The sequence below is a fragment of the Streptomyces sp. A0592 genome (assembly GCF_004795115.1).
Lineage (GTDB): Bacteria > Actinomycetota > Actinomycetes > Streptomycetales > Streptomycetaceae > Streptomyces > Streptomyces erythrochromogenes.
Window position 1 is genome coordinate 122,904 of sequence record NZ_SSBM01000003.1, and the last position, 18,841, is coordinate 141,744.

The 18,841-nt window shown below is 69.3% G+C and carries 9 protein-coding genes; 6 read left to right on the forward strand and 3 right to left on the reverse strand.

The window, feature by feature from the left end:
* Positions 1 to 172: 172 nt before the first annotated feature.
* The 3 genes from E6U81_RS05955 to E6U81_RS05965 all read right to left on the reverse strand — a co-directional run bounded on the left by E6U81_RS05955 (position 173) and on the right by E6U81_RS05965 (position 6,536).
* Positions 173 to 3,613 (reverse strand): ATP-binding domain-containing protein, encoded by a 3,441-nt coding sequence (locus tag E6U81_RS05955; protein ID WP_136229033.1) that lies wholly within the window; start codon positions 3,611 to 3,613, stop codon positions 173 to 175.
* 92 nt (positions 3,614 to 3,705) lie between these two features.
* Complete coding sequence (locus tag E6U81_RS05960; protein WP_136229034.1) at positions 3,706 to 4,080, reverse strand: hypothetical protein; 375 nt, start codon at positions 4,078 to 4,080, stop codon at positions 3,706 to 3,708.
* The gene (locus tag E6U81_RS05965) at positions 4,077 to 6,536 is read right to left on the reverse strand and encodes an AAA family ATPase (RefSeq protein WP_136229035.1); all 2,460 of its coding nucleotides are present in this window, start codon (positions 6,534 to 6,536) and stop codon (positions 4,077 to 4,079) included. The genes E6U81_RS05960 and E6U81_RS05965 overlap by 4 nt, the downstream gene beginning before the upstream one ends.
* Before the next feature lie 298 nt (positions 6,537 to 6,834).
* Here E6U81_RS05965 and E6U81_RS05970 point away from each other — a divergent pair, with 298 nt between their 5' ends.
* The 6 genes from E6U81_RS05970 to E6U81_RS05995 all read left to right on the forward strand — a co-directional run bounded on the left by E6U81_RS05970 (position 6,835) and on the right by E6U81_RS05995 (position 18,811).
* Entirely contained in the window at positions 6,835 to 9,051 is a 2,217-nt protein-coding gene (locus E6U81_RS05970; RefSeq protein WP_136229036.1) for an N-6 DNA methylase, read from the forward strand.
* 91 nt (positions 9,052 to 9,142) lie between these two features.
* The gene (locus tag E6U81_RS05975) at positions 9,143 to 11,152 is read left to right on the forward strand and encodes a class I SAM-dependent DNA methyltransferase (RefSeq protein WP_136229037.1); all 2,010 of its coding nucleotides are present in this window, start codon (positions 9,143 to 9,145) and stop codon (positions 11,150 to 11,152) included.
* Positions 11,149 to 12,423 carry a restriction endonuclease subunit S gene (locus E6U81_RS05980; protein ID WP_240803670.1) on the forward strand — a complete coding sequence of 425 codons (1,275 nt, stop codon included), beginning with the start codon at positions 11,149 to 11,151 and terminating at the stop codon, positions 12,421 to 12,423. Before E6U81_RS05975 ends, E6U81_RS05980 begins: the two co-directional genes overlap by 4 nt.
* Before the next feature lie 2 nt (positions 12,424 to 12,425).
* The gene (locus E6U81_RS05985) at positions 12,426 to 15,626 is read left to right on the forward strand and encodes a type I restriction endonuclease (RefSeq protein ID WP_136229038.1); all 3,201 of its coding nucleotides are present in this window, start codon (positions 12,426 to 12,428) and stop codon (positions 15,624 to 15,626) included.
* A 137-nt stretch (positions 15,627 to 15,763) separates the two neighbouring features.
* Positions 15,764 to 17,020, forward strand: coding sequence for a hypothetical protein (locus E6U81_RS05990; RefSeq protein WP_136229039.1), 1,257 nt, complete (start codon positions 15,764 to 15,766; stop codon positions 17,018 to 17,020).
* Positions 17,021 to 17,221: 201 nt separating this feature from the next.
* A complete protein-coding gene (locus tag E6U81_RS05995) occupies positions 17,222 to 18,811 on the forward strand; it encodes a serine/threonine-protein kinase (protein WP_136229040.1) in 1,590 nt (529 codons plus the stop codon).
* The last annotated feature ends 30 nt before the right edge of the window (positions 18,812 to 18,841 follow it).

Genomic DNA, 18,841 nt, shown 5'->3' on the forward strand with positions numbered 1-18,841 from the left:
CGGCGGCAGAGACCGGACGACCAAGGCGGCCCTGAAGGTCAGCCCCACCCTCCTGGCTGGGGGCGTCGGCTCAGCGGGGTGCTGGCGCCCGAGGTTCCATCTCCCAACCCCGCGGTGTCACCTGCTTCTGCTTCGCCTGCTCCAGCAGGCGCAGGCGAGAACTGAACGACGGCTACTGGTGATTGCTCACCCCGGAGGAGCCGAAGGCCGTGTGCGCGTTCTCGCCGCCCCAGCCGGTCGGGCTGCGCCAGATGACATTGACACGGAAGACATCGCGAATCGTGTCTGCGGACCAGTCTTCGGCAGGCGGTTCGGAGAGGACAAGGTAGAGACCGTCGGCCGGCGCGGGCAGCGTGTGGTTGATCTCGAGCAGGCGGGTCGCGCCCGATCGCAGGTCCGCATAGGTGGAGCAGCCTGCGCCCAGGGCCTCGTAGAGGAAGAGACCGTGCTGGGTGAGGCAGCTGACGTCGACGACCGGGGAGTCGGCCGGCTGGAGGTCCGCCCAGAGAAGTGACGACTTCAGCGCATGCCGGACCGCCTCGTGCTTCTTGCACGTACGGTCGGCCTCGGCAGCCGCTCCCAGCGCGCGGAGGAAACCGTCCTTCGTGGTCGCAGCCGGTGTTGCGGCGGCGGTGTCCGCGGTGGTCATCTGCACCTGTTCCTTCTGATCGGGTTGCGTCGGGGCGACGGGGACCGCGCCGTCGGAGTTCGGCTTCGTCGCCGTGCCGAAGCGCTCCTGGAGATCTTGCCGTGCTGCAGCGAGGGGCCCTGCCCAGCCGGAGGCATCCAGCCCCTCCGCAAGCCGGCCTGCGTCGAAAGTGCCCTCCTTGAGCGCACGGTTGGTTGTCGCGGCCAGGTCTCGAAGAACTCCGAGTCGCTCCCTGTCCGGATCACCGAACAGATGAAGTACATCGACCCAGTCGGCCTGGTCCCGGCGAAGGATGCGGTTGGCCATGCCCTGGAGTTCGGAGAGGCGGCTGCGGGCGTCGGGAACGTCGCCGTCACTGCCGGTCAGCTCTCCCAGCACGTCCAATGCCGCGATATAGCGCCCCGCCATCCGCTCCGAGACGGGCGACCGGCCACGCTGATCGGCAGTGAGCACCGTCTGACTCGTGTCGTTCGCGAACACCCAGCAGTCCAACTGGTCACCCCGGCGCGGGGGAACCGAGCCCTGGCGCACGGTGAGCACTAGCGGCCGACCGATCACCGGAGACAGCGGCCTGACCTTGTACCGGCCGCCGGAGACGTGGCCCACGACCTCGACCCGGACATCGCTGCCGATCCGGGGAAGGCTTTCCGCCGCGCCGGCCGGCCGGACGTCCGGTGCCGCGGGTTCGGCGTCGTCCGCGGAGGCGGTGAGCGCCTCCGGCAACGCGGCGGTGTACAGGACGGTCAGGCTCTGGGTGCTGCGGGTGAGGGCCACGTAGAGCTGGCGCAGCCCGGCCGGACCGCGGTCGGCGATCGTCGCGGGCTCGACGACCAGGACGTGGTCGTACTCCATTCCCTTGGCCTGCGCGGCGGCCAGTACGGACACGGCATCGCGATCGCGCTCGGCGATGTCTCCGCCCTCGTGGATCCGGTGGCTGATGGCGTCCAGCCAGTCGGAATCGTCGGGGACGATGACGGCAACGGAGCGGGGGCTGTGGCCGTCGCTGGTGCGCACCAGGCGTGCCACGTGGGCGACGGTGTCGTCGAGCAGCTTCCACGGTTCGGTCGCCACGGTCCGCACGGCGTCCGCGCCCGCCTCACGGACGGCCTGGGGGTAGGGCAGGGACGGGGCGACCACGCGGGCGAGAGGGGCGACGAACTCCATGATCTCGGCGGGGACGCGGTAGCTGGTGGTGAGCTGAGCCACGCTCCAGTCGCCGTGGTCGGAGAGGAGTGCGCCGAGCAGGTCCCAGCTCGTCGGGGTGTGGGCGCCCGTCGCCTGCGCGAGGTCGCCCAGGACGGTCATGGAGCCGCCCACGGCGCAGCGCCTCCGCAGGGAGCGGGCCTGCATGGGCGTGAGGTCCTGGGCCTCGTCGACGACGATGTGGCCGTATCGCGGCGGGGTCTCGCCGCTGATCAGCACGCCAAGCTCTTCGAGGCAGACGTGGTCGTCGAGGGTCCAGGGGTCGGCGTCGGCGCTGGCGGCGCGCGCCCGCAGCAGGGCCGTCTGCTCGTCCTCGTCGAGGATGCCGTCGGCGCATTCCCGCAGGAGGTCGGCCGAGTCGTAGAGGCTGCGCAGGGCCTCGCGGGGGCCGGGGGACGGCCAGACGCGTTCGACGAGGCGCTCGACCCGGCGGTTGCGCTCCAGGTCGCGGCGGATCGTACCGGCCTGTCCGCGGCGCGGTGCGACATCGGCGAGCTCCTGGAGAAGCCGGTCGACGAACAGGCCGCGGAAGCGGTCCCGCCGCTCCCGGAAGGGCCCGTCGCCGGCGTGAGCCTGATCGAGGAGGACGAGGACCTCGGACTTCGGCACGCGGAGGGTCGTACTGCCGGCGGTGACGACGACCCCGGGCTCGTCGCCCTCGTAGGAGGGGGCGACGGTGAGGGCGTCGAGGGCCTCGGGCCGGTAGTCGCTCTCGACCCGGCGCCGCAGTACGGCCGCCATGCCTTCCCCCGACTTCGCCAGACGCGCCTTCGCGGAGTCCACACCGAGGATCTCGCCCTCCCACAGGCGGTCCAGCTGGACGGCGTTGACATCCCGGGTGCCGAGGGTGGGGAGGACCTGGCCGACGTAGTCGAGGAACCGCTGGTGGGGGCCGATGACGAGGATGTCCTGGGCCTTGAAGTGCTCGTTGTTGACGAGCCAGGTCACCCGGTGGAGACCGACCGCCGACTTGCCGGTACCGGGGCCGCCCTGCACGACGAGGATGTCCGAGGGCGAGCCGGTGACCAGCGCCATCTGGTCACGGCGGATGGTCTCGACGATGTCCCTCATCCGGCCGCCGCGCGACCGCTGGAGCTCTTGCAGCAGGAAGTCGTCCGGCTGGGGTGCCTTACGCCGCTGCCGTCGTACGACATCGCCGGGCGTGGGGGCCGACGCAGGTTCCGGGGCGGGGGACGCGTCCGCCTCCTCCGCCGCGCTGTCGTCGGCGGCCTGACGGGGCACCGGTACGGTGGCGGACTCGGGTGCGCCGACGGGCTCGGGTACGGGTACGGGTACGGGCTCGGGTACGGGAGCGGGTGCCGCCGGGGAGATCTCGTCGAAGTAGCCCTCGACGATCCGCTGTACGCAGCGGAGCTGCCGGCGCAGGACCACCTTGCCCGGGCTCTCGGGCCGGGCCTCGATCCAGGTCTTCGCCAGGGGGCTGGTCCACAGCAGGACAACCGGATCGTTGTCGCTGTTCTTCACCCCACGGCGCCCGATGTACCACGGCCGTGGCTCTCCGCCCGGGTCCTCCGGGGCGTCGACGCGAGAGAAGACCAGTGCCTCGTCGCCCAGTCCCCCGTACGCCTCGGCCCGCGCCTCCGCTGCGGCCCGGTTGGCGATCCCGTCCTTGCCGCTCGCCGAGGCGGTGGCCGCCGAAGTGCCGCTCAGTTCGGCCAGTTTCGTGGTGTAGCAGTCGTACGCGTGGTCCACCGCCTGCTGCTCGCCGGCGAGGATCTCGTCCCGAGTGGTGGTGCTCATGTGCGTCCTCCCTGCGGTGCCGGGGGACACCGCCGCGGGCATGTGCCCGTACCCCGTGAAACAACTATCAGAAACCGGACGGTGACGAACGATCAGTTGCCGAGTTCGCGGACGAGACCGCCGGCTTCGGCCCGCCAGACCCGCACCTGGTCGTACGTGGGTCCGAACTCGTACAGGTGGTAGTGGCATCCCAGACTCAACTGGGACCAGAGGGCCTTCGCCCGCCGGGCCGTTCCGGCCGGCGCGACGAAGTGCAGCAGGAGCAGCTTGGCGCGCCCGGTGGTGCGGGGCAGCCCGGGCATCACGGCGTCCAGCACCTGCTCGACGCGGAGCTCCAGTGCGGTCCGCAGCGCGAGGCAGGCGCCGCGGTGCCGGCCGGCGGTAGTGGCGTCGGCGAGTTCGCCGTCGAGGAGGCGGTCGGCCGTCAGCAGCAGGCCTTCGACGGACGCGGGCACGGGGGTGGTCATGCGGTCACCTCCGGCTTGCGGATCTTCTGCGCCAGGTCCGCCACGTCCGAGACGAAGCCGTGCGGGTCGGGGATGGAGGCACCGCCGGCGTGGGACCCGTTCTGGCACTGCTTGATCAGCGACCATGCCGCGTTTCCGTAGCGGCGGAGCACCTCCCCCGTGACGTCGCCGCCGCGCTTCACGTCGCCGAAGAGGGCGAAGGCGGCGACCTCCAGGAACCTCTCCGCGCTGTCGATCGCGGCCTGGAGGTCGTGCTCCGAGCCGCCGGTGCGGTGGTGGCGGATCCACGCGGCTTCCAGGAACGCGTTCTCCAGGGCGATCCGGCACAGGCCGGGCAGCACGTGGCGGTACGTCTCGGGGGGAAGCCCAGGAGTGGCGGCGATGGCCCGGGCGTCGCCGATGGCCTGCTTGACCGGGTCGTCGACGCAGTCGACCTTCACCCGGGACCCCTCGCCCCGCGTCACATGGAAGACCGTGACCGGCAGCTCCTGGTCGGTGAACGCCTTCTGCAGACGGGGATCGTGGGTGAAGACGACGATCTGCCGGTGCCTGCCCAGCTCGTGCAGCACCTGGGCGAGTCCGTGCACCTTGGTCGGGTCCATGGACTGCACGGGGTCGTCGATGACGAGGAAGCCGAACGGGCTGTCCGCGGTGGTGGCCCTCGGCAGGAAGAGGGAGAGCGCGAGGGAGTGCAGCTCCCCCTGGCTCATGACGTCGAGCGCCGGAGCGTCCTGGCCGTCGACGGAGGCCGACATCACGAGCCTGCGGACGTTCGCCTTCTCGCCGCCCTTCAGGCTCACGGCCGTGAGGTCGACGTTGCTCTCCTGCCGCAGGCGCTCCCAGATGCCCTGCGTGGCGTCGGTGAAGCGCTCCATGCGCTGCTCCCGCAGCTCGGTGGAGAGGTCCTTGAGCCACTTCAGCGCCTTCCGGAGGTCGCTCAGCAGGGGCTTGTCCCGTTCGGTCTGGCGCGCCTTGTCCGCCCAGGTGGCGAGCCGGGTGATGAGCGCCCGCCACCGTTCGTCGCGCTCCTCCAGCTGGTGGGACGCATGGCTCCTGACGGTGTCGCAGGCGTCGGTGAGGACCTTGGCGGCTTCTTCGGCGCGCCTGGCGAGCTCGGTGGGTTCGGTGATCCGCCGGCAGTCGGTCCACTCCTTCCACGGGTCGGCCAGTGCGGCGGGGATCAGCTGGGGGTTCTCGATGAGGTTGTGGAGGTTCCGCTTGGCGGTCCGGACGGCGTTGTGGGCGTCCTCGGCGGGCTTCGCCTCGTGGCGCAGCTCCGCCGCCTGGTGGGAGGCGCGCTCGCACCACTCCCGTCCGAGGACCCGTTCCGTTCCGCACGTCGGGCAGACGTCGTCGTCGGGGTGCCGGTGGGCGTGGTCGAGGGCCTTTTCCAGCAGGTCGGCGCGCAGCCGAGCGTTCTCGGCGTCGGTGCCGTGCAGGTCCTCTACGTCGGCGAGGGCGTTGCGCAGCCGCCGGACGGCCTCCTCGACCTCCGCCAGGTCGGGCCCCTGCACCCCGGCCTCGATCCGGAGCTCGGCGAGCCGGCTGTCATCGGCCGGGGGAAGACCGGCGACGAGGGCATCGATGGTGTCGAGGTCCAGGGCGCCCGGGGTGTCCACGGCGAGCAGGGCCTGTACGGCGCGGTCGTCGTTCCCCAGCGCGTAGAGGGCCTCCTTGAGGCCGGGCAGGGCGTCCTTCACCTCCTTCGCCGTGTTGGCGAGGGCCTTCTCCCGGGCGCTCAGCCGGTTGGTCGCGGTGGAGAGCAGCTCCATGCCGAGGATGGTGGCGATCGCGTCGTACCGCTCGGACGGCTTGCCGGTGAGCATGAGGTCGAGGTCGGTGTACGAGAGGAACGGCCGGTGGTCGGCGAGGGCCGTGTCCCAGCCCGCCTCGGCCCCAGGAACGGTGCCGTGGCCTGGGCGCTTGAAGGTGGCCTCGGAGCTGCCGAACTCCTGGCTCGCCCAGGTGCGGGTGAGGGTGCTATTGCCGGTGTCGCCCTCGATCGCCAGCTTGAGCTCGATCTTGGGGCTGTCGGCGTTGTGGAGGTTGTACCAGTGGCCGCCGCGCGTGGCGTCCTGGCCCGGCCGGTGGGCGCGGGTGCCGGTGAAGCCGACCTCGATGGCATCGGCGAGGCTGGACTTGCCGGAGCCGTTGCGGCCCACGACGAGGTTGACGCCCGGGCGGGGGCTGAGGCTCAGCCGGGCCCGGGGCCCGATGCCGCGAAAGCCGTTGACGGCGAGGGAGCCGAGGTAGATCCGGCCGCCCGGGGAGGTTCCACGGGTCTCGTTCTCGCCCAGCGCCTCCGTCAGCAGCGCCTTCACGGACTCGGGGAGTACCGCCTCGACCAGACGGGTCCGGACCAGATCGGCCAGGGGCGGGGGCTGGTCGGCGGGGTGCGGCCGAGTGGGGTCGGTGCGTTCGTCCGCGTTGAGCTGGGGCTGTTCCGTCACGGTCATGTGCGTCTCCCGGGGGGCGGATGCTCGTTCGGAGTGTGGGGCGGACAGCGGCACGTGCTGGGTGCGGACGTCGCCCCGGCGTTCGCGTCGGGGGTCCACAGTGCGGTTGCGTAGCCCGCTCACGCTTCCACTCGGAACCATGACTAGATAAGCATGACACTGAAAGCACTGTCAAACAGCTTGACGAATTTGACGACTGTTGTAATCTGTTAACCGTCCCTGTCCGACTGGCCCGAGAGGTGCGGAGCCCCACGCCATGCCCCAGCAGCCACCAGCCCGACCGGCGCCCTCAGCGCACGTGACGGCCGCCGAGATCTCCCGTATCGCAGGGGTCACGCGCGCCACCGTCAGCAACTGGCGCCGCCGCCACGACGACTTTCCGGCTCCCAGCGCAGGCACGGAATCCAGCCCGCTCTACGACCTGCCGGCCGTCCAGGCGTGGCTGCGGGGCCGTGGGCACACCTCCACCGCCTCGCCGACCGAGGAACTGCGTACGTCGCTCCGGCTGCTGGGACCCGGCTCGGGAGTGGCCTCGCGTCTGTTCCCGCTGGCGGCTGCCGCGTCCCGCCGCACACCAGAGGAGCTGGCAGAACTCGCCGCCCTGCCCGACGACCGGTTGATCGCCCTAGCGGAGAAGACCGCGGGCGAGCTTCCGGCCGCCGTGCCCGAGGCCGAGCCGGTCCGCTACGGTCCGGACGACGCGGAGGCGGTCCGCGCGCTGCTGGGTTGCGTCCGTGAGGCGGGGCCGCAGGCCGCCGTCGACGTCCTCGCCGAACGCGAACTGGACGAGGGCGCCGTCAGCGGCGTCTACCAGACCCCGGAGGGCCTGGCTGTGCTCATGGCACGGCTCCTGCCCGCCGACACGTCCCGCGTCCTCGATCCCGCTTGCGGCAGCGGCACGCTCCTGGCTGCCGCCGCCCGGCGGGGCGCGCGGGAGCTGTTCGGGCAGGACTCGCTCCCCGTCCAGGGCCGGCGCACCGCGGTCCGGCTGCTGCTCACCGCACCCGAGGCCGAGACGGCGATCCGCGTCGGCGACAGCCTGCGCGACGACGCCTTCTCCGACGTCACCGTGGACGCCGTCCTGTGCAACCCGCCGTTCGGCGACCGGGACTGGGGTCACGACGAGCTGGCCTACGACCCGAGGTGGGCGTACGGACTTCCGCCGCGCTTCGAGTCCGAACTGGCCTGGGTGCAGCACGCCCTCGCGCACCTGGAGCCCGGCGGCCACGCCGTCATGCTGCTGCCGCCCGCGCTCGCCTTCCGCTCCTCCGGCCGCCGCGTCCGCGCGGAACTCATCCGCGGCGGGGCCCTGCGCGCCGTCGTCTCCCTTCCGGCGCGTGCCGCGTATCCGCTCCACATCGGCCTGCAGATCTGGGTGTTCCAACGCCCCGAGCCGGGCGGCACGGACCGTACGACGGTGCTGTTCGTCGACGGGGAGGGCGAGCAGCGCGACGGTGCCCCGGGCACGGCGCCCGCGACCGACACGGCCACGGCCACGGCCGACGCCGGCACGCGTGGCAGCTCACGCCCGCGCCGATCCGGCTCTTCGTCTTCCTCTCCCGCCACCTCTTCCTCCGCCGCCGCCTTCGACTGGGCGGGGCTGACCGACCGGGTCCTCGGCCAGTGGGCCGCGTTCACCGCCGCACCCGACGCCTACGCCGACGAGCCCGGCGTCGCCCGCGCGGTGCCGCTCGTCGACCTCCTCGACGACGTCGTCGACGTCACCCCGGCCCGCCATGTCCGGGCGACCGCGGCCGACATCGACCCGGCCGCGCTGGCCCGCCGTGTTGACGACCTGCGCGGGCAGCTGGCCGAGCAGGTCGCCGCGCTGGCGGCCTCCTCCGCCTCCGGCGGGTGGCAGCCGTCCGGGGCCTCGGCCCGCGAGTGGCGTACGGCGACCGTCTCCGACCTGGCACGCGGCGGCGCCCTCACCGTGCTGCGGGCTGCGACGCCCGGCACACGAGGCTCCAAGGGCTCCGGCGCCCCCGCCGTTGAGCGGCCGGTCCTCACGGCCCGCGACATCGCGGCCGGAAACCCGCCCTCCGGCACGGCTGTCGACATCCACGCGGACGCCGCGCAACCCGTAGCCGCCGGGGACGTCCTCGTACGCGCCGTCGCGAACGGCGGCAACGCGGCGGCGATGACCCGGGTAGCGGACGACCGGGACGCCGGCGCCCTGCTGGGCCAGCACATCCACCTCCTGCGCCCCGACCCCGCACGCCTCGATCCGTGGTTCCTGGCCGGGTTCCTCGGCGCCGAGGACAACATCGCCTCCGCCTCGACCGGCAGCAGCCTCGTGCACGTCACACCGGGCCGCCTGCGCGTACCGCTGCTGCCCCTGGAGGAACAACGGCGCTACGGGGAGGCCTTCCGCCGCGTGCACGAACTGCGCGCGGCCGTCCGCCGAACCGCCGACCTAGCCGCCGACACCGCGGCCACCCTGACCACAGGCCTGACCGCCGGGGTACTCCTGCCACCGGCCGGCCCGGGCACTCCGGGTAGCCGTTCTGTCTGAAACGCCCTACGCGTCCCACCGCACACGACCACACTAAATCCCAGCCGTCCCACGCCCGGACGGTGCTCTTTCGGAAGGAAGCCGGGACCTCTTGAACAGCAGCAAGCACACGGAGCTGGCGAACCACGCCTGGTCCGTCGCCGATCTCCTGCGCGGCGACTACAAGCAGTCCGACTACGGCAAGGTCATCCTGCCGTTCACCGTGCTGCGCCGCCTGGAGTGCGTCCTGGAGCCGACGCGCGAGAAGGTCGTCGAGACCGTCGACAGGTTCGCGGGCCAGGACATCGACACCGGCCACTTCCTGCGCAGGGCCTCAGGTCACTCCTTCTACAACCGGAGCGACCTCACGCTCAAGAAGATCGCGGCCGACCCGCAGAACGCGGCGAAGAACCTGCAGATCTACGTTGGTGCCTTCTCCGAGAACGCCCGTGAGGTCCTCGACAAGTACGAGTTCAACCAGCAGGTCAGGAAGCTCGACGGCGCGAACCTGCTCTACCAGGTCATCGGCAGGTTCACCGACCTCGACCTGCACCCCGATGTCGTGCCCAACCACAACATGGGCTACATCTTCGAGGAGCTGATCCGCCGCTTCGCCGAGCAGTCGAACGAGACTGCGGGTGAGCACTTCACGCCGCGCGAGGTCATCAAGCTGATGGTGAACCTGCTGGTGGCGCCCGACGCGGACGCCCTCAGCCTGCCCGGTGTCGTCCGCACCGTCATGGACCCGGCCTGCGGCACGGGCGGCATGCTCAGCGCCGCCGACGACCGTATCCTCGCTCTCAACCCGGACGCGACGGTCGAGGTGTACGGGCAAGAGCTCAACCCCGAGTCCTGGGCGATCTGCCGCTCCGACCTGATGATCAAGGGCCAGGACCCGGAGAACATCCGCTTCGGAAACTCGTTCAACGACGACGGCCACGCTCGCCGCAAGTTCGACTACATCCTCGCCAACCCGCCGTTCGGTGTGGAGTGGAAGAAGGTCAAGGAGGACGTCGAGTACGAGCACACGTCGCTCGGCGACGCCGGCCGCTTCGGCGCCGGCCTGCCGCGCATCAACGACGGCTCGTTGCTCTTCCTCCAGCACATGATCTCGAAGATGAAGCCAGTGGACGTCAACGGCGGGGGAGGCTCTCGCATCGCGATCGTCTTCAACGGCTCCCCGCTGTTCACGGGTGCTGCCGAGTCCGGCGAGTCCAACATCCGCCGCTGGATCCTGGAGAACGACTGGCTGGAGGCGATCGTCGCCCTCCCGGACCAGCTCTTCTACAACACCGGCATCTCCACGTACTTCTGGATCCTTACGAACCGCAAGGACGCCGACCACAAGGGCAAGGTCGTCCTGCTCGACGCGCGCGACCAGTGGGTGAAGATGCGCAAGTCGCTCGGCGACAAGCGCAAGGAACTGGGCGACGGGACGAACGGCCGCCCCGACCACATCGGCGACATCACCCGCCTGTACGCGGAGGCCCTCCAGGTCGCGGGCGACCCGGAGCACGCTCTGCACGGCAAGGTCAAGGTCTTCGCCAACGAGGACTTCGGCTACCAGCGCATCACCGTCGAGCGGCCGCTGAAGCTGCGCTTCGAGGTCACCGAGGAGACCGTCTCCGCGCTGGCGGAGGCCAAGCCGGTAGCCAGGCTGGAGCGGAGCGAGGAGTTCGTGGCGGCGGTGCGTACGCTGCTCGGCTCGTCCTGGACGACGAAGTCCGACGCGTTCATCGCCCTCAAGGACGCGGTGGTCGCGGCTGGCCTGACCTGGCCGTCGGGAGCGCCGTTCACGAAGGCGGTCCGGGAGACGATCGGCGTCCGGGACCCGGAGGGCGAGGTCCAGAAGATCAAGGGCGCGGCTGAGCCGGACACGGATCTGCGGGACTACGAGAACGTCCCGCTCGGCGAGGACGTCGAGGACTACCTCAAGCTCGAGGTGCTGCCGCACGTGCCGGACGCGTGGATCGACCACACGAAGACGAAGATCGGCTACGAGATCCCGTTTACGCGGCACTTCTACGTGTATACGCCGCCGAGGCCATTGGCGGAGATCGACGCAGAGCTGAAGGCTCTGGAGACGGAGATTCAGGCGCTGCTGGGTGAGGTGACGGAATGACCGTTGAACTACCTGTGCTGCCTGCGCACTGGCGAAAGAGTCGAGTTGACCGGGTGACTTCGGTCAACGCCCGGATTGGCTGGAAGGCCCTCACTGCGGCCGAGTATCAGCCACAAGGATTCACATTTCTCTCGACACCCAACATCAAGGGTCGCGAGATCGACTTCGAGAACGTTAACTACATCACCGAATTTCGATATCAAGAGTCGCCGGAGCTGAAGCTGCGGGAGGGCGATGTCCTTCTCGTTAAGGACGGCAATACACTCGGGATTGTCAATCTGGTCAAATACCTCCCTCGGCCAGCGACGGTCAACGGTTCAATCGCGCTTATTCGCCCAACTGGGATTGACGGCGCGTTCTTGCGCTACGTCCTGGAAAGTCGCGTGACACAAGCCGCGATCAATATGCTGAAGGGAGGGATGGGTGTTCCACATCTCTTCCAGTGGGATATTAACCGCCTACCCATCCCAGTGCCCCCGCTGGAGGAACAGCGACGCATCGCCGACTTCCTCGACTCCGAGACCGCCCGCATCGACCGCTTGGCTGATCGTTACCAAAAGTTGTCAGATTTGGCAGTAGAGCGGGCGCGAGCAGTAATCGACAAGGCTTTGATTGGGTTCTCCGCAGAATTTTCCGTCCCGGCATCTGCCGTCTGTAGTGCCATTGTCGACTGCGTGAACAAGACAGCCCCAACATCGGCAGAAGCCACGCCATACAAGATGATCCGAACATCCAACATCCGGAACGGAGACGTGGATCTATCGGAGACTTTCTCCGTGGAGCGTCCAGTGTTCATCGAATGGAATCGTCGCGGCGCCCCCCGAAACGGAGACATCCTCTTCACGCGCGAAGCTCCGCTTGGGCAAGTAGGCATGCTGCGCACGGACACCTCGGTCTTTCTCGGACAGCGCATCATACTATATCGGGCAAATGAAAATGTAATCAAGAAGGAGCTACTGCTCTACAACTTCTTGGGATCACATATGGACCGGCAATTTCGACTCCTCGGCGCAGGTTCGTTGCACGAGCACATGCGTGTTGGAGATTGCCTGAAGCTGCGCATCTACTGTCCGCCGCGAACACAGCAAGATGTACTCGTGGCAGAAATTGAGGCCGGAAGGGCGAAGAGCCTTCACCTCGCCAAGCTCGCAAAGCGACAGCTTGCTCTCCTCGCCGAACGCCGCCAAGCCCTGATCACCGCCGCCGTAACCGGCCAGTTCGACGTATCCACCGCCAGCGGGCGCAACGTAACGGACGGAGTCACCGCCTAGCCATGAGCCCCATCCACACGGAGTCCGCCTTCGGCGACGCCATCGTCGCCGCCATGGTCGAGCGCGGCTGGCGCGAAGCCCGCCCACAGGACTACCGGGCCGATCTCGGCCTGGACACCAACGAACTCTTCACCTTCATCGGAGCGACCCAGCCCGATGAGTGGAGCGAGCTGCTCACCGTCTACGGCGGCGACCCGAACGAGGCGCAGCGCGGGTTCGCCGGCCGTCTCGACCAGGCCATCGCCACCAACGGGCTTCTCGACGTCCTCCGCAACGGCGTCAAGGACCGAGGCGTCCACCTCCGCGTCGCGTACTTCAAGCCCAACCTCGTCGCCCACGACTCCGTGCTGGACGGATACCGGGCCAACCACCTCACCGTCGTCCGCGAACTGGAGTACGCGACGAAGCAGGCCGACTGGGGCAACCGGCTGGACCTCGCCCTCTTCCTCAACGGAATCCCCGTCGCCACGGCCGAGTTGAAGAACCCGCTGACCAAGCAGGGGGTGGAGCAGGCCAAGGAGCAATACCGCACCGACCGGGACCCCACCGAGCTGATCTTCACGCGCCGAGTCGTCGCGAACTTCGCCGTGGACCCGGACCTGGTCTTCGTCGCCACCCAGCTCAAGGGCAAGAACACCCGCTTCCTCCCCTTCAACACCGGCTCCAACGGCCCCGGCCAGCCCGGCGGCGCCGGCAACCCGGCCCCCACCGCCTACGGCACGTACGCGACCTCCTACCTCTGGGAGCAGGTCTGGCAGCCGGACAACTGGCTGGACCTGCTCCAGCGGTTCGTGCACCTGCACAAGAGCAAAACGCCCGGCGGCGGCACCACCAAGACGATGGTCTTCCCCCGGTTCCAGCAGTGGGACGCGGTCAAGAAGCTCACCGCGCACGCCGCCACCCACGGCGCGGGCCACGACTACCTGGTCATGGCCTCGGCCGGTTCCGGCAAGTCGAACACCATCGGCTGGCTCGCGCACCGCCTCAGCGACCTGCACACCCCGACCGACCCGCGCGAACTCGACCCCGAGGCCCTCGGCAAGGGCCTCAAGCCGGGCGTGCCGGTGTTCGACAAGGTCATCGTCATCACCGACCGCCGCAACCTGGACGCCCAGCTCCGCGAAACGGTCGGCAACTTCGAGCAGACCGCGGGCCTCGTCGTGAAGATCGACGAGAAGTACGGAGCCAAGGGCGAGCAGCTCGCCAAGGCCCTCTCCCGCGACACAGGGAAGATCGTCACCGTCACGCTGCACTCCTTCCCGGCGCTGCTCGACTACCTCCAGCGCAACCCCACCGAGATCCGGGGCAGCAGCTTCGCGATCATCGTGGACGAGGCGCACTCCTCGCAGTCCGGCGACGCCGCCACCGCCGTACGGTCCGCCCTGCGCGACCTCGGCCTGGACTCCGACTCGGACGACGCGGGCGCGACCACGGTCAAGGCCCCGGCCGCCGCAACCCTCGACGAGCAGCTCAAGAAGAGGGCCGAGCAGCGTTCCCGTGCCGCGAACCTCTCCTACTTCGCGTTCACCGCCACGCCGAAGGCCAAGACGCTCGAACTCTTCGGCACGCTCCAGGACATCGACGGCAAGGCGGCCTACCGGCCCTTCCACACGTACTCCATGCGGCAGGCGATCGAGGAGGGCTTCATCCTCGACCCGCTGCGGAACTACGTCACGTACAACACGTACTGGAAGCTGGTGAACCAGAACCCGGACGAGCGGGAGGTCGACCCGTCGAAGGCGAACGGCCTGCTCGCCCGGTACGCGCTGACCCATGACTCGACGGTCGCCCAGCACGCTCAGGTGATCGTGGAGCACTTCGTGGCGCACAGCCGGGGCCGTCTCGGCGGCCGGGCCAAGTCCATGGTGGTGACTGCCTCCCGGCAGTCCGCCGTGCAGATGGCGCGCGCGATCAAGAGCTACCTCAAGGACCGGGACTACGACACCAAGTACCCCGACCTGGGGGTTCTCGTCGCCTTCTCCGGCTCGCTCACGGTCGACGGCGAGGAGACCACCGAGCCGAAGGAGAACGGCGGGCTGTCGGAGAGCGCGCTGCCGAAGGCATTCGCGTACACGCGTGCCGACGACAAGGCCGCCCGGGCCGGCGGCGCGGGCCAGCGCGAGTACCGGATCCTGGTCGTGGCGGAGAAGTACCAGACCGGCTTCGACCAGCCGCTGCTGACGACGATGTACGTCAACAAGTCACTGACCGGCATCTCCGCCGTCCAGACCCTGTCCCGGCTGAACCGGACCGCCGAGCGCAAGACCCAGGCGGACCTGGCGGTCCTGGACTTCGTCAACGACGCCAACGACATACAGGAGTCCTTCCGCCCGTATTTCGAGGAGGCGAACACCCTCCCCTCCGACCCCAACCTGCTCTACACCGCGCAGAGCCGGGTCATGCAGGCGGCGATCCTGTCCGGGCAGGAGATGGACGAGTTCGCCGCCGCGTACTTCGCCGCCAAGGAGAAGGCCGCGGGCTCACAGTCCAAGTGGGAGAAGCTGCACGCCGAGCTGTACCGGCAGCTGTCCCCCGCCGTCGCCCGCTTCACGCTCCTGCTCGAAAGCGAGGACACGGACGACCAGGAAGCCGCGGAGGACTTCCGTGCCGCCCTCAACGACTACGTCAGGAAATACGGCTTCCTCGCGCAGATCGTCCCCTACCAGGACGCCGAGCTGGAGCGGCTGCACCTCTACGGCCGCTACCTCCTCAACCGGCTGCCACGCCGGGCGGACGGCGGCGTGGATATCGGCGAGATCGACCTCAGCCACATGCGGGTGGAGAAGACCGGCGAGTACGACGTCTCCCTCACTTCCGAGGGGCCGACGACGATGCAGGGCTTCGGTGACGGCACGGGCGGTGCCAAGGAGGCGGAGAAGTCGCTGCTCTCGAAGTTGATCGACGACTTCAACGAACGCTTCGGCACCGAGTTCACCGAGCAGGATGTCATCCGCCCGTTCGAGGAGGCAAAGGCCGACCCGAAGGTGCGGGCGGCAGCCGTCGTCAACGACGAGGAGAACTTCGGCCTCGTCTTCGACAACGTCTTCGCGGACAAGATGGCCGACCACATCGACACCATCGCGGGCATGGGCCGCCAGTACTTCGGGCCCGACAAGGGCTTCAAGTCCAGCCTGGACCGCAGCGCCCGTAAGGCCGCCTGGCGGATGATCCGCCGCGAGGAGGGCTTGGACGACGACGTCTGAGACGTCTGATGTGTACGTACGCCCCGGCCGGAAGCGCCGGCCGGGGCGCCCTTTGGAGGAAGACCTTGGCCCCTGCACGGCGATCGCCGTGCTCACCGCACTACCCCTCAACTGCGAAGCCACTTCAGGAGCGGGCAATGGACAACGCGATTCAGCTGATCAGTGACGGTGATGGACTGGCGGTCATCGGGAATCCGACGGATGTCGAACGTTTCCTCGCCTCGGAGGGACTGCCGTCGAAGGACATCGGACCAGGACGGCTCAGGTCCGTCTTCGGCACCGGGGCTGCAGTCGCGCAGGCAGGTTCGGAGATCGCCGGCAACTCCGGTCGCTGGGTGAAGCTGACCACGGAGTCCGCGCAGCGTCTCAAGAAGTTCGGGCTGATGGAAACCAAGACGCCAGGCGTCAGCCATGCGATGTTGGGCAAACCCGGCTCAATCAAGTCATGGCTCCAGATCGAGAAGGGGGTCGGCTCGTTCCTGACCAACCCGGCGCGTCTGGCTGGTGCCGCGGGGATCATGGCGCAACTCGCGATGCAGCAGACCATGGACGAGATCACCGACTACCTCGCCGCGATCGACGAGAAGGTCGACGACGTGCTCCGCGCCCAGAAGGACGCTGCGTTGGCCCGCATGATCGGCGTGGACCTCGTGATCGAGGAGACCATGACCATCCGAGAGCAGGTGGGGCGGGTCTCCGACGTCACGTGGTCAAAGGTGCAGGCCGCGCCGACGACCATCGCGGAGACCCAGGCGTACGCGCTGTGTCAACTCGACGCACTCGCGGAGAAGGTGGAGCACAAGAGCAAGTCCAAGATCGGCGATCTCGCCACGGCGGCCAGCGAAGCCGAGTCCAAGGCTCAGGAGTGGCTCGCCGTGCTGGCTCGTTGTTTCCAACTTCAGGACGCGATCGCCGTGCTCGAACTCGACCGGGTGCTGGACGATGCTCCGGAGGAGCTGGACCGGCATCGCCTCGGGCTTCGGGTCGCTCGACAGAACCGGCTCGATCTCATCGCGCGGAGCACCGAGCGTCTGGTGGCTCGGATGAATGCGGCTGCTGACACCGCCAACGCGAAGGTGCTGCTGCACCCGACCAAGTCCCCGGCCATAGTCCAGTCGAGCAACCACGTCGCAACCGGCGTCCATGACTTTCACGGGCGACTCGGGATCGAGTCCGGCCGCCGGTCATCGGACGCGAGACGATGGGTGCACGCGGCCACGGAGGTGAGGGACAAGGCGCTCGAGACAGGAGCAAAGGGCGTCGGTGCCGCCAGAAGCCTCGGCAACGAGACCCTCGACCGGGCCGGCTCGATGAAGGGGAAGGTCTCCAGCGGGATCGCCGAGCTGGCGCGCCGTCGGCGCGGGGACGAGGAGGAACGCGACCAGGAAGGCTGAGCCTGATCCGTGGGTCGCCCACGGATCTCCGGAGTAGTGGCGTTCTCCGTCTCAGCTAACCGTGCCAGGGCGCGGGTGCCGGTCCCAGCAGTCGGCGGCCCCCGTGGCGCCTTGCGCGCCGTAACCGCTGGACGGTCGATCGCCCCTGCGGCCACACTTGACCCCTGACCATGACTGTTCATCACGCACACCGGGGGCAAGGTGCCGCAGGAGGCGATCTCCGACCGTTACGAACTCCTGGAGGAGCTCAGCCACGGCGGCATGGGCGACGTCTGGCGCGGCTACGACGCCGTGCTCGACCGGCCCGTCGCCGTGAAGCTCATCCGGCAGGCGTCGGTCACCTCCCCGCAACTGGCCGAGGAGTTCGCCAAGCGCTTCCGCCGCGAGGCCCGCATCACCGCGCGCATCCAGCACCCCGGCGTACCGCAGGTGTACGACGCGGTGCTCGACGCGTCGTACGAGCGGCTGTTCCTGGTGATGGAGCTCGTCGACGGTGTGCCCCTGTCGGCCTACCTGGGCCCCGACCGGCCGCTGCCGGTCAGCTGGGCCGCCGCCGTCGCCGCGCAGGTCGCGACCGTACTGTCGTACGCGCACGACGTCCCGGTGATCCACCGCGACCTCAAGCCGGGCAACATCCTCGTCGCACGCGACGGCACTGTGAAGGTCCTCGACTTCGGCATCGCCGCGATCCTGCGCACCGACGTCACCAAACTGACCGCCACCGGCAGCCCCATCGGCACCCACCAGTACATGTCGCCCGAGCAGGTGCGTGGCGGACGCATCACCCCGCAGACCGATCTGTACGCGCTGGGCTGTGTGCTGCACGAACTCCTCAGCGGACGACTCGCGTTCGAGGCGGAGAGCGAGTACCTGCTGATGTACCAGCACGTCAACGCCGCCCCCACCCCGCTGCGACAGCTGCGGCCCGACGTCCCCGAGCCACTGGAGGAGCTGGTCCTGCACCTGCTGCGCAAGGCGCCCGAGGCGCGGCCCGCCGACACCCAGGAGGTGTACGCGCGGCTGCTGCCGTTCCTGCCGCCTCCGGGCCAGGAACCCGGCACGACGGACGCCGGGCCGGCCGGTGCGCCCGACCCGACGGGCGTCTTCCGTCGTCCTTTCGCGCCCCGTGCCCGCGCCCAGTCGCCCGTACCTGATGATGTGCCGCCCACGGCCGTCCTCCCGGGGGCCCGGCCGGTGCCCGTTCCCGCCCAACTGCGCGAGGACATCAAGGCGGCGTACGCCCATTCCGACGCCCTGCTGGCGGAGGAGCGGTTCACTCAGGCCGCCGAGGTGCTCGGCGAGATCATCGAACCCGCGGCCCTCGCCCTCGGCTCCGAGAGCAAGGCCGTTCTGGCGCTGCGCCGCCAGCGAGCGGCCATCCGCCTCCTCGGCGGCGACTACCGCGCCGCCCTGCCCGAGTTCGAGGCTCTCTCCGACGCCTACGCCCGCATCGCCGGGCCCACGGGCGAGCAGTCCCGCGCCTGCCGCGCCCAGGCGGCCCGGTGCCGCGCCGAACTGGGTCAGGTCACCGATGCGCTCGCCGCGCTCCAGGGCGTGCTGAACGTGGTGCGGGCCGTCGACAGTGACGTGAGCGAGGAAGCGGTGGAGCTGCGGCACAACATCGGGATACTGCTGCTCGCCCAGGGCCAAACCGCCGAAGCCAGGCAGGTCCTCGAACCGCTCCATCAGGACATGTGCATGGTGTTCGGCCCCGACGACGAGATGACCGTCGAGATTGCCGAGGCGCTGGCCCTGATCCGCCTGGACCTCGACGGCGACGCTGCCAGGTAACCCGCTCGTACATCTTGCAGGCTCGGCTGG

Coding starts and splice junctions, on each gene's coding strand:
- E6U81_RS05955 (WP_136229033.1), bottom strand. CDS start 3,613: ATGAGCACCACCACTCGGGACGAGATCCTCGCCGGCGAGCAGCAGGCG.
- E6U81_RS05960 (WP_136229034.1), bottom strand. CDS start 4,080: ATGACCACCCCCGTGCCCGCGTCCGTCGAAGGCCTGCTGCTGACGGCC.
- E6U81_RS05965 (WP_136229035.1), bottom strand. CDS start 6,536: ATGACCGTGACGGAACAGCCCCAGCTCAACGCGGACGAACGCACCGAC.
- E6U81_RS05980 (WP_240803670.1), top strand. CDS start 11,149: ATGACCGTTGAACTACCTGTGCTGCCTGCGCACTGGCGAAAGAGTCGA.
- E6U81_RS05985 (WP_136229038.1), top strand. CDS start 12,426: ATGAGCCCCATCCACACGGAGTCCGCCTTCGGCGACGCCATCGTCGCC.
- E6U81_RS05990 (WP_136229039.1), top strand. CDS start 15,764: ATGGACAACGCGATTCAGCTGATCAGTGACGGTGATGGACTGGCGGTC.